At 59.5% G+C, this 12319-nt stretch carries 9 protein-coding genes; 4 read left to right on the top strand and 5 right to left on the bottom strand.

Translation table 11 applies throughout. The features are described from left to right. Positions 1–76: 76 nt before the first annotated feature. Together tsf and rpsB are read right to left on the bottom strand one after the other, a co-directional pair. The gene (gene tsf, locus CFU_RS06865) at positions 77–958 is read right to left on the bottom strand and encodes a translation elongation factor Ts (RefSeq protein ID WP_014005318.1); all 882 of its coding nucleotides are present in this window, start codon (positions 956–958) and stop codon (positions 77–79) included. Positions 959–1164: 206 nt separating this feature from the next. Next, complete coding sequence (gene rpsB / locus CFU_RS06860) at positions 1165–1917, bottom strand: 30S ribosomal protein S2 (protein WP_014005317.1); 753 nt, start codon at positions 1915–1917, stop codon at positions 1165–1167. A gap of 342 nt (positions 1918–2259) precedes the next feature. Here rpsB and map point away from each other — a divergent pair, with 342 nt between their 5' ends. Genes map through CFU_RS06845 form a run of 3 tightly spaced genes read left to right on the top strand, consistent with a single transcriptional unit; the run spans position 2260 to position 6439 of the window. Beyond that, positions 2260–3081, top strand: coding sequence for a type I methionyl aminopeptidase (gene map, locus CFU_RS06855; protein ID WP_014005316.1), 822 nt, complete (start codon positions 2260–2262; stop codon positions 3079–3081). A gap of 26 nt (positions 3082–3107) precedes the next feature. Next, complete coding sequence (locus CFU_RS06850; protein ID WP_014005315.1) at positions 3108–5660, top strand: [protein-PII] uridylyltransferase; 2553 nt, start codon at positions 3108–3110, stop codon at positions 5658–5660. Positions 5661–5692: 32 nt separating this feature from the next. Beyond that, positions 5693–6439 (top strand): pseudouridine synthase, encoded by a 747-nt coding sequence (locus tag CFU_RS06845; protein WP_041741424.1) that lies wholly within the window; start codon positions 5693–5695, stop codon positions 6437–6439. Between the two features lie 52 nt (positions 6440–6491). On the opposite strand, the gene CFU_RS06840 is transcribed toward CFU_RS06845, so the two are convergent. From CFU_RS06840 to CFU_RS06830, 3 genes are all read right to left on the bottom strand, one after another. Beyond that, positions 6492–6917 (bottom strand): hypothetical protein, encoded by a 426-nt coding sequence (locus CFU_RS06840; RefSeq protein ID WP_148264775.1) that lies wholly within the window; start codon positions 6915–6917, stop codon positions 6492–6494. Between the two features lie 106 nt (positions 6918–7023). Continuing rightward, positions 7024–7494, bottom strand: a complete 471-nt coding sequence (locus CFU_RS06835) for a DUF1854 domain-containing protein (protein WP_014005313.1) — start codon at positions 7492–7494, stop codon at positions 7024–7026. Then, positions 7491–9803, bottom strand: coding sequence for an ABC transporter ATP-binding protein (locus tag CFU_RS06830; protein ID WP_014005312.1), 2313 nt, complete (start codon positions 9801–9803; stop codon positions 7491–7493). The genes CFU_RS06835 and CFU_RS06830 overlap by 4 nt, the downstream gene beginning before the upstream one ends. Positions 9804–10092: 289 nt before the next feature. Between CFU_RS06830 and cphA the strand changes: the two genes are divergently transcribed. Next, a complete protein-coding gene (gene cphA / locus CFU_RS06825) occupies positions 10093–12249 on the top strand; it encodes a cyanophycin synthetase (RefSeq protein ID WP_014005311.1) in 2157 nt (718 codons plus the stop codon). Positions 12250–12319 lie beyond the last annotated feature (70 nt).

The raw sequence follows: 12319 nt of genomic DNA, 5'->3' as shown, positions 1-12319 counted from the left end.
GGCATCCCTTAGTCCTTGGCTTGGGAAGAAAATTCCTCAGAGCCAAAAAAACGGGCCTTTCGGCCCGTATTCTTGCTTACGCCTGCTTGGCCGCAGCAACTGTCGCTGCAACTTCTGCAGCAAAGTCATCCTGTTTCTTCTCGATGCCTTCGCCGACCACAAACATGGTGAACGATTTGACGCTAGTGTTGGCTGCCTTCAACATCTGTTCAACGGTTTGCTTGTCGTTCTTGACGAAAGTCTGGTTCAGCAGGGACACTTCCTTCAGGAATTTCTGCACCGAACCTTCGATCATCTTGGTCGCGATATCTGCAGGCTTGCCCGATTCGGCCGCCTTCAGGGTCGCTACCGAACGCTCTTTTTCGATCAGGTCGGCAGGCACCTGGTCCGAAGACAAGGAAACCGGCTTCATCGCAGCGATGTGCATCGCCACGTCTTTACCGACTTGTTCGTCAGCGCCGTCGAATTCGACGATCACGCCGATACGTGTGCCGTGCAGGTAGGAAACCAGCTTGGCGGCAGTATCGAAACGTGTGAAACGACGGATCGACATGTTTTCGCCGATGCGACCGATCAGGGCAGCGCGGGTCGCTTCAACGGTGCTGCCGTCGAGCGGCATGGCCGACAAGGCGGCCACGTCTGCCGGGTTGTTTTCCGCAACCAGCTTGGCGCAGGCATTCGCCAGAGCCAGGAAATCGTCGTTCTTGGTAACGAAGTCGGTTTCGCAGTTGACTTCCACCAGGGCGCCGACGCCGCCGGCGATGTAAGCTGCGACCACGCCTTCAGCGGTCACGCGGGAAGCGGCCTTGGAAGCCTTGCCGCCCAGTTTCACGCGCAGGATTTCTTCTGCCTTGTCCAGGTCGCCGCCAGCTTCGGTCAGCGCTTTTTTGCATTCCATCATAGGCGCATCAGTCTTTGCGCGCAGTTCGCCTACCAGTGCTGCTGTAATTGCCGTCATACTATTCTCCTAACAAGTGGCGCCGTGCCGGTCGCTATACCGGTGATGTACAGCTATCCGCCGCAGTAATCCGCAGCCGGCCTTCCAGCGCCATCATTCAAAATATATTCAGATATGAATTCGGGTAAAACACCTGCAAGTGATACAAAAAAAGGGGCAACCACGCCCCCTTTTTATTCTGAAGTATGAAACCTCAGATTCAGGGCTTAAGCCTGGTCGTTGACTTCAACGAACTCATCGCCGGCTGCGCCTTTGATTGCTTCAACCACGTCGTTCACTGCATTGGCACGGCCTTCCAGGATAGCATCGGCGACACCGCGAGCGTACAGGGCGATTGCCTTGGACGAGTCGTCGTTGCCAGGGATAACGTAAGTCACGCCGTCTGGCGAGTGATTGGTGTCAACCACGCCGATGACCGGGATTCCCAGCTTGGCGGCTTCAGTGATGGCGCCTTTGTGGTAACCGACGTCGATCACGAAGATGGCGTCAGGAATGCCGCCCATGTCCTTGATGCCGCCGATGGCTTTTTGCAGCTTGATCAATTCGCGCTGGAACATCAGGCCTTCTTTTTTGCTCAGCTTCTCGACCGAACCGTCTTCGATCGATGCTTCCATTTCTTTCAGGCGCTTGATCGATGTCTTGATGGTCTTGAAGTTGGTCAGCATGCCGCCCAACCAGCGTTGGTCGACGAAAGGCGAACCCGAACGTGCTGCTTCGGCAGCAACGATTTCACGCGCTTGGCGCTTGGTGCCGACAAACAGGATGTTGCCGCGGTTGGACGACAATTGGCGGATGTACTTCATCGCCTCTTGGTACATGCCCAGGGTCTTTTCCAGGTTGACGATATGAATCTTGTTGCGGTGACCGAAGATGAATGGCGCCATCTTTGGGTTCCAGAAACGGGTTTGGTGACCGAAGTGGACACCGGCTTCCAGCATTTCACGCATTGTTACGGACATAATTTTCTCCAGGGTTTGGTCTGGAACCCACTCAGTCACCGCCTTTGTCGAGAGACAAACACAGCACCCTTTTCGAGTGAATTCGCGTTTTGACACATAAAATAAACTACACAAACATCGATATAGCCCAATAGCAATTCGAGCTAACCCAAGATTGTAACCCAAAACCCCGGGTTTCTTCAAGCGCCGCGAGGCATATCTTTAAGCGCATCCGGCTGGCCTCGTTTATAATCGCCCATAGACCGATATCGACTGAATCCGGGTGTTTTTACCCCTTTTGCTAAAGAATTCACCGAATTTTCTCGATTTTTCCTACGAATTTTCCTACGCATTTCCTATTTCATGACTTCCATCTCCATTAAAACCGCTGAGGACATCGCCGGCATGCGCATCGCCGGCAAGCTTGCCTCAGAGGTGCTCGACTACATCACGCCCTTTGTCAAGGCCGGCATCACCACCGGCGAGCTGGATCGCCTGTGCCACGAATACATGACAAATGTGCAAGACACCATCCCTGCCCCGCTGAATTACTGCCCGCCTGGCTACACGCCGTATCCGAAAGCCATCTGCACTTCGGTCAACGACGTCATCTGCCACGGCATCCCGGGCGACAAGGTGCTGAAAAGCGGCGACGTGGTCAATCTCGACATTACCGTCATCAAGAATGGCTACCATGGCGACACCAGCCGCATGTTTTATGTCGGCGAACCGTCGATCATGGCCAAGCGCCTGGGCGACATCACCTATGAGTGCATGTGGCTGGGCATCGCCAAGATCAAACCCGGCGCGCACCTGGGCGATATCGGCTACGTGATCCAGCAGCACGCCGAAAAAGCCGGCTACAGCGTAGTCCGCGAATTCTGCGGCCACGGCATCGGCAAGGTATTCCACGAAGAACCGCAGGTATTGCACTACGGCCGTCCGGGCACGCTGGAGCGGCTGGAAGCCGGCATGATCTTCACGGTCGAACCGATGATCAACGCCGGCCGCCGCGATATCCGCGAAATGGGCGACGGCTGGACCATCAAGACCAAGGATCGCAGCCTGTCGGCACAATGGGAACACACCGTGCTGGTGACTGAAACCGGCTACGAAGTGCTGACCGTTTCCGAGGGTACGCCGCCGCCGCCGGCATTCATCCAACAAGCTGCCGCTGCAGCTTAGTTGAGCCGTATTCGCCCCGCACCTACATGACGACTCTTGCCGCCACACTCAAAAACCAGCTTAGAAGCGAGCGGCAAACCATCATCTCAGCCTTCCTGGCGGACGGCAAACCCGGCGAACTACTGACGGCGCTGCGGCGCAGCGTCGACATCGCCCTGACGCAAGCCTGGAAAATGCTGGAACTGCCGGCCAGCGCAGCGCTGGTGGCGGTCGGCGGCTACGGCCGCGGCGAGCTGTTCCCGCATTCCGACGTCGACGTCCTGATCCTGCTCGAGGCCAGCCCGGATGCGGCGCTGAAAGGCAGGTTGGAACAGCTGGTGCAGCTGTTCTGGGATATCGGCCTCGAAATCGGCCACAGCATCCGCACCGTGGACGAATGCCTGAGCGAATCAGCGGCCGACATCACGGTCCAGACCAGCCTCCTGGAAGCGCGGCTGGTGAGCGGCAGCCACCCGCTGTTCTTGCAGCTGCAGGAACGCTGCAACGCCGCCATGGACGCCTGCGCCTTTTTCCAGGGAAAAATCCTGGAAATGCGCCAGCGCCACGTCAAATACGAAGATACGCCGTACAGCCTGGAACCGAACTGCAAGGAGAGCCCGGGCGGCTTGCGCGACCTGCAAGTGATCCTGTGGGTGGCGAAGGCCGCCGGCCTCGGCGAATCCTGGCCCAAGCTGGCCCAGCGCGGCCTGATCACGGCCGCCGAAGCGCGCCAGCTGGCGCGCCAGGAGCGCGCGTTCAAGGATATCCGGATCCGCCTGCACATCTACACCAACCGCCGCGAAGACCGGCTGGTATTCGACGTCCAGACCCCGATCGCCGAAGCGCTCGGCTTCCAGACTACCGAAACCCGGCGCGCCAGCGAATACCTGATGCAGCGTTATTACTGGGCAGCCAAGGCGGTGACCCAGCTCAACACCATCCTGCTGCAGAACATCGAAGTGCAACTGTTCCCGCAACCGATGGTGCCGCAACGCATCAACGACCGCTTCAACCATCTGAACCGCCTGATCGACATCGCCCACGACGACCTGTTCAAGACCACGCCGTCGGCCATGCTGGAGCTGTTCCTGCTGCTGGCCCAGCACAGCGAACTGAAGGACATGACCGCGCGCACCCGGCGCGCCTTGTGGCACGCCCGCGTCAAGATCGACAACAGCTTCCGCCGCGATCCGCACAACCGCTCGCTGTTCATCCAGATCATCCAGGCGCCGCAAGGCATCACCCACGCGCTGCGCGGCATGAACCAGACCAGCATCCTGGGCCGCTACCTGCCGAACTTCCGGCGCATCGTCGGCCAAATGCAGCACGACCTGTTCCATGTCTACACCGTCGACCAGCACATCCTGATGGTGGTGCGCAATGTGCGCCGCTTCACGATGAGCGAGCATGCGCATGAATATCCGTTCTGCAGCCAGCTGATCGCCAATTTCCCGCGCTCCTGGCTGCTGTATGTCGCCGCCTTGTTCCACGACATCGCCAAGGGCCGCGGCGGCGACCATTCCAAGCTGGGCATGACCGACGCCCTGCACTTCTGCCAGCAGCACGGCTTGCCGCCGGCGGACACGGCGCTGGTGGTGTTCCTGGTCGAGCATCACCTGACCATGTCGCAAGTGGCGCAAAAACAGGACCTGTCGGATCCCGAAGTGATCCTCAACTTTGCCAATACGGTCAAGGACGAACGGCACCTGACCGCGCTCTACCTGCTGACCGTGGCCGACATCCGCGGCACCAGTCCCAAGGTATGGAATGCCTGGAAAGGCAAGTTGCTGGAAGACTTGTACCGCATGACCTTGCGCGTGCTCGGCGGCGAAACGCCGTCGGCCGACCGCGAACTGAAAAACCGCCAGGAAGAGGCGTTGAAAACCCTGCGCCTGTACGGCTTGCCGGAAGACGCCCACGAAACCCTGTGGCGCCAGCTCGACGTCGCCTATTTCCTGCGCCACGACGCGTCCGACATCGCCTGGCAAACCCGCTCCTTCTACAACCAGACCGACAGCGCCAGCCCGATCGTCAAATGCCGCCTGGCGCCGATCGGCGAAGGCTTGCAGGTCGCGGTCTACACCAAGGACCGGAACGACCTGTTCATCCGCATCTGCAGCTATTTCGACAGCAAGAATTTCAGCATCCTGGACGCCAAGATCCAGACTACCCGGCACGGCTACGCGCTCGACTCTTTCCTGATCAGCGCGCCGCTGTTCGCCAAGCACTATCGCGACATCATCAACCTGATCGAGCATGAGCTGACGCTGATGCTGCAAACCGACAGCCCGCTGCCGGCGCCATCCAAGGGACGCTTGTCGCGCCTGTCGCGCACCTTCCCGGTAACGCCGACGGTCGACCTGCGCCCCGACGAGCGCGGCCAGTACTACCTGCTGTCGATCACCGCCAACGATCGCACCGGGCTGCTGTTTTCGGTCGCCAGCGTGCTGGCCAAGCACAAGATCAACCTGCATACCGCCAAGATCATGACGCTCGGCGAACGGGTCGAAGACGTGTTCCTGGTCGACGGCAATGCGCTCAACCATGCGCGCCTGCAGATCCAGCTTGAAACCGACCTGCTGGACGCGCTGCATATCTGATCCATTTTTATCCCTCTTATTTTTTGCACCTCATGACCGAACCATTACGCCTTTCCAAACGCATGTCAGAACTCGGGCTATGCTCGCGCCGCGAAGCCGATGAGTGGATCGCCCGCGGCTGGGTCCGGGTCGACGGCGTCGTCGTATCGGAACTCGGCAGCAAAGTCCTGCCCAGCCAGCGCATCAGCGTCGAGCGCCAGGCCGCGGCCGAACAATCGAAACGCGTCACCATCCTGATCAACAAGCCGGTCGGCTACGTCAGCGGCCAGGCAGAAGACGGCTACCAGCCGGCGGTGGCGTTGATCAAGGAAGCCAACCGCTGGAGCGAAGACCGCTCGCCAACCCTGTTCCATCCGACCCAGTTGCGCAGCCTGGTGCCCGCCGGCCGCCTCGACATTGACTCGGTCGGCCTGCTGGTGCTGACTCAGGACGGCCGCATCGCCAAGCATCTGATCGGCGAAGAAACCAGCGTCGACAAGGAATACCTGGTGCGGGTGCGCTACACCAAGGGCGACAAGCTGCCCGACGCCGAACTGCGCCGCCTCAACCACGGCCTGACGCTGGACGGCAAGAAGCTCAAGCCGGCGATCGTCAAATGGCAGAACGACGACCAGTTGAGTTTTACTTTACGCGAAGGTAAAAAACGCCAGATCCGCCGCATGTGCGATATGGTCGGCCTCAAGGTGCTGGGATTGAAACGGGTGCGTATCGGCGGCGTGAAGCTGGGAAATTTGCCGGAAGGGCAATGGCGTTACCTTGGCGCGGACGAGCAGTTCTAAGATGATATGGATCCCAGGCGGCAATTTCTTAATTCGCCTGCTTCGGAGCCGCCTAACTTAGCGAGCTACGCTCAACTTCTTCCATCGATGGAATCGAGCTGGCTGCAAGCCGCAATTCATTGATTTGCTGACGTAAAATTATCCAGTGTCCGATCCAGCACATCCCGGCAAACAGGCCCAGGAACGTTTTTTGTTCCGGAACGAACATGCATAGCAGGGTGACGGTTACGTAAATAATGCCGATATCGCGCCCGGTTTGGATTTTCTGTATTTTGATATTGCGTTGAAGATTTTCAGAGTGCAAAGACTTGGCTATTTTGAAAATCAGAACGTAATTCCATAAAAACGAAAATATGGGCACAGGCAGCAGCCAGACACTCCATGGAGGAAGCGCTCTGTTTTTTGGGCTAATCAACTGCAGGCACCGGGATAGATCCCGAATGTAAAACACACCGACCACCAGCACGACGATAATCATGACTATCGCGACTATGTTATGTACAAATACCGGGGACGCGAATAGATTCATGGTGATGGGAGCAAATCGCCGATCTGGTTAATTATTGAATACCTGCCTGTGTAAATTACAAGAAACGATCCAAAATCTTGCGGCTGGCCTTGTCCAACGCCTGGGTATCGCGGATCAGGAACTGCACCCCATGGCTGTCGGCGATCAGCAGGCTGGTCGCCACGATACGGCGGATATCCTCTTCGCCCCTGAGCGTGAAAGAAGCATCGCCGCGATTGGTTTCCACGTACCAGGTGCTCGGCGCAGTGAAGCTGGAAACGCGCTGGATGCGGCGGATTTCCGGCATGAATTCACGGCTCGCCAGTTCTTTTTCAACCATGGCCCGGGTAGCATCGGGCAAATCGCTCAGGCGTGAAATCCAGGCCAGCTCCTGGCCGTCGCCGTTCACCAGCGAAATACCATCGTCCGGCGCGCCGATAGGAAAGGCGCGCACCGGCACCACGCCTTCATGCACCTCGCCGCCGGCGGCGGTATACACCAGACGGCCGAAGGCGTTGTAACTGAGTTTGAAATCATGGATGGTCATGCGGCCCTCTCGTCACTGTCTTCGCTATCTTCATCGACCAGGGTCGGCTCGGTATCGGCATTGCGCAGCTGCGCCTGGTAAAGGCGGTAGTAAGCGCCCTCGCGCAGCATCAGTTCGTCGTGGCTGCCGACTTCGACAATCTGGCCGCGGTCCAGCACTACCAGGCGGTCCGCCTTGCGCAAGGTCGACAAGCGGTGGGCAATCGCAATCGTGGTGCGGCCCTGCACCAGGTTATCCAGCGCTTTCTGGATTTCTTTTTCGGTAGTGGTGTCGACCGAGGAGGTAGCCTCGTCCATGATCAGGATGCGCGGATCGATCAGCAAGGCGCGCGCGATCGAAATGCGCTGGCGCTCGCCGCCGGACAGCGCCTGGCCGCGTTCGCCGACCAGCGAATCGTAGCCTTGCGGCAGGCGCAGGATGAATTCATGGGCATGGGCGGCGCGCGCGGCGGCGACGATTTCTTCGCGCGTGGCTTCCGGTTTGCCGTAGCAGATATTCTCCGCAATGGTGCCGAAGAAGAGGAATGGCTCTTGCAGCACCAGGCCGATGTTGCGGCGGTATTCCGAGATCGGCATGGAACGGATATCGACGCCATCGATCCGGATCGCGCCTTCCGACACATCGTAGAAACGGCAGATCAGGTTGACCAGCGTGCTCTTGCCGGAGCCGCTATGGCCCACCAAGCCGATCATCTCGCCCGGCGCGATGGTCAGGTTGACGTCGCGCATCACCGCCCGGTTGCCGTAGCGGAAACCGATGTTGCGCAGCTCGATGGCGCCTTTCACATGCTCCAGGTGCACCGGGTTGGCCGGTTCCGGCACGCTCGATACGTGATCCAGGATTTCGAAAATGCGCTTGGCGCCGACCGCGGCTTTTTGCGTCACCGAAACAATCCGGCTCATCGAATCGAGACGGGTATAGAAGCGGCTGATGTAAGCCAGGAAAGAGGCCAGCACACCGACCGTGATTTGGTTTTTCGAGACCTGCCAGATACCGAACACCCAGACCACCAGCAGCCCGACTTCGGTCAGCAAAGTGACCGTCGGCGAGAACAGCGACCAGATCTTGTTGACGCGGTCGTTGACCAGCAGGTTGTGCTGGTTGGCGTCGCGGAAACGCGTGGCTTCGCGCTTTTCCTGGGCAAACGCCTTGACCACGCGGATCCCCGGGATGGTGTCGGCAAGGACGTTGGTCACTTCCGCCCAGATGCGGTCGATCTTTTCAAAACCGTGCTTCAGCCGGTCGCGCACCAGGTGGATCATCCAGGCGATGAACGGCAGCGGCACCAGCGTCACCAGCGCCAGCCAGGGATTGATGGAGAACAGGATCACCGCAGTCATGACGATCATCAGCACGTCGATCGCGAAATCCAGCAGGTGCAAGGACAGGAAGACGCAGATGCGGTCGCTTTCGGAACCGATGCGCGCCATCAGGTCGCCGGTGCGCTTGCCGCCGAAATACTCCTGCGACAGGCGCAGCAGGTGTTCATAAGTGGTGGTGCGCAGGTTGGCGCCGATGCGCTCGCTGACCAGCGCCAGGATATAGGTGCGGGCCCAGCCCAGGCTCCAGGCCACCAGCGCCGACGCCAGCAGGCCGGACAGGTAGAGCTTGACCAGGTCGTAATTGATCGGCTTGCCGTTCTGATAAGGAATCAGCACGTTATCCATCAAGGGGCCCATCAGGTAGGGCGGCACCAGGGTGGCGGCGGTCGAGATCAGCATCAGGATGAAACCCAGCAGCAGCATGCCTTTGTACGGCGTGGCAAAACGCGCCAGCCGGAACAGGGCCCAGGTCGAAGACGGCGCTTCGCCCTTTTCCGGGCAGATCAGGCATTCGTCGCTGCCGGGCGGCAGCGGCGCCTGGCATTGCGGGCAAAGCGCCTGCTCCTGGCGCGCGGCGGAACGTCCGGCCAGGTAATCGTCGCGCTGCTGCTCGAAAACCTTGATCAGGCGCAGCGCTTCCAGGTTGAGGCCGAGCGTGTAGCGCCAGCAGGCCAGCTGCCGCTGCTCATCGTACAGTTCCAGGCTGCCGACGCCGGCATGGTCGTGGTGGCTCAGGCTCAGACCCGGCCGGTAAGCCCATTCGCGCCAGCTGCTGTCCTGTTCCATCTTGGCCAGCACGCGGCGATTGGTAAGCAGCACCGTGCCGCGCGCGAAATGCAGCGAAGCGTTAAGATCGACCTGCAGCGACGCCAATACCTCTTCGGCCGGGGCCAGTAGTGTTGTCACTTCGGCACGTAAATCGGCGGAGAGGATATAGGATAAATAATTACCGGAGGTAGGCACAGGGGATAAGGGGTTGCTTTTCATCTAAACGGCATGGTGTGTCCGCATGCACGGACCGGATTGAATTTTGTGTGAAATCGCCTCAAATGGCGCACATCGTCTGCCGCAAGTATTATATCCTATCGTGTTTTTCAGAAACGTTACATTTCGTTACCATTCTCCTATCATTTTGCTATTTTAAGTGAGCTTCTGTAAACCAATGCGCGCATAAGCGCGTTAAGAATAGTTACAGGGTGTTGAACCGACATAAAGAAAAAACAAGAATATTTTCAGCACTAACGCAGCCCCCATTGCATAGCCTCATTGCTCACTCATGAAAAACATTGAAATTCTCCGCATCATGTCGCTACGCGGACCAAACATCTGGACCTACCGGTCGACCCTTGAGGCGTGGATCGACATTGGCGAACTGGAAGATTTCCCTTCGAATACCCTGCCCGGCTTCAACCAGCGCCTGACCAGCTGGTTGCCTACCCTGATCGAACATCGCTGCAGCTACGGCGAACGCGGCGGTTTTGTCCAGCGCCTGCAAGACGGCACCTGGCCCGGCCACATCCTCGAACACGTCACCCTGGAACTGCAAAACCTGGCCGGCATGCCCGGCGGTTTCGGCAAGGCGCGCAGCACTTCGGTGCGCGGCGTCTACAAGGTAGCCGTGCGCGCGCGCCACGAACAGGTCACCCGCGCCGCCCTGCACGCTGCACGCGACCTGGTGATGGCAGCGATTGAAGACAAGCCGTTCGACGTTCCCGCCACCATCACCGAACTGCGCAGCATGGTGGATTCGCGCTGCCTGGGCCCAAGCACGGCCTGCATCGTGGAAGCAGCGGAGGAACGACGCATCCCCTCATTCCGCCTGACCGAAGGCAACCTGGTGCAGCTCGGCCACGGCATCCGCCAGCGCCGCATCTGGACCGCGGAAACCGACCAGACCAGCGCCATCGCCGAAAGCATCTCCAGCGACAAGGACCTGACCAAGAGCCTGCTGCAGGCTTGCGGCGTGCCGGTGCCGGAAGGACAACTGGTGGAAAGCGCCGCCGAAGCCTGGGAAGCGGCGGAAGACATCGGCTTGCCGGTGGTGGTCAAGCCTTCCGATGCGAACCATGGCCGCGGCGTCTTCATCGACCTCAATACCCAGGCCGAGATCGAAACCGCCTACACGCTGGCGCTACAAGAAGGCAGCAGCGTGATCGTCGAGCGCTTCATCCGCGGCAACGAGCACCGGCTGCTGATCGTCGGCGGCCGCTTGGCGGCAGCTGCGCGCGGCGAACCGCTGTCCATCAGCGGCGACGGCAAGTCGACCATCCGCCAGCTGATCGACAGCCAGATCAATTCCGACCCGCGCCGCGGCGAACTCGAAGAATGCCCGCTTAGCCTGGTGCTGCTGGACGATGAACCGGTGGTGCGCGTGGAGCTGGAACGGCAAGGCTTCAACGGCGAATCGATCCCGCCCGCAGGCAAACAAGTACTGATCCAGCGCAACGGCAACGTTTCCATCGACGTTACCGACCTGGTCCACCCCAGCGTCGCCGCCGCAGCCTCGCTCGCCGCACGCGTGGTAGGCCTGGATATCGCCGGCGTCGACCTGGTGGCCGAAGATATTTCCCGGCCGCTGGAAGAACAGCGCGGTGCGATTGTCGAAGTCAATGCCGGCCCCGGCCTGCTGATGCACCTGAAACCGGCCGAAGGCCGGCCGCGCCCGGTTGGCCGCGCCATCATCGAACACTTGTTTGCCGCCGCCAACAATGGCCGCATCCCTATCGTCGGCGTCACCGGCACCCACGGCAAGACCACGGTCTCGCGCCTGATTGCCTGGCAGCTGCACCTGAGCGGCAACCACGTCGGCCTGGCTTGCGGCGACGGCCTGTATTTCGCCCAACGCCAAGTCGAAAAAGGCGACCGCGCCAATTGGGAGTCGGCGCAACGGGTACTGATCAACCGTGCGGTGGAAGCGGCGGTGTTCGAGAACAGCCACGATACCATCCTGTCGGAAGGCCTGGTCTACGACCGCTGCCAGGTCGGCGTCGTCACCAATATCGCCGCCGGCGACAGTTCGCCGCAGTACTACATCAACGACGCCGAGGAAATGGTCAAGGTCACCCGCACTCAGGTCGATGTCGTGCTGCCTAGCGGCGTCGCCGTGCTGAATGCCGCCGATCCGCTGGTAGCGGGCATGGCGTCGCTGTGCGACGGCGAAGTGATTTTCTTTGGCCTGTCCCCTACCCTGCCGGTGATCGCCGAACAGCTGGAGCAAGACAAGCGTGCAGTATTTGTCCGCAACGACCAGATCATGCTGGCGGTCGGCAAGAATGAAATGCTGCTGGCCGATATCACCACCGTGCCGCTGATTGCCCGCAGCAAGGACCGCTTCCAGGTGGAAAACGTGCTGGCGGCAGTGGCGGCAGCATGGGCACTGGACATCTCTCACGATCTGATCCGTGCCGGGATAGAGACCTTCGAAATGGCTTAAAAAGCTAAGCAGGACGGCTGCTGCCGATCCTGCTTTTTTATTAGTAATTATTGGTAATAATAGGGAAAAC

Source organism: Collimonas fungivorans Ter331 (assembly GCF_000221045.1).
Classification (GTDB): domain Bacteria; phylum Pseudomonadota; class Gammaproteobacteria; order Burkholderiales; family Burkholderiaceae_D; genus Collimonas; species Collimonas fungivorans_A.
The sequence above is the reverse complement of the archived record's forward strand: the minus strand, read 5'-3'. Positions and strand labels throughout refer to the sequence as shown.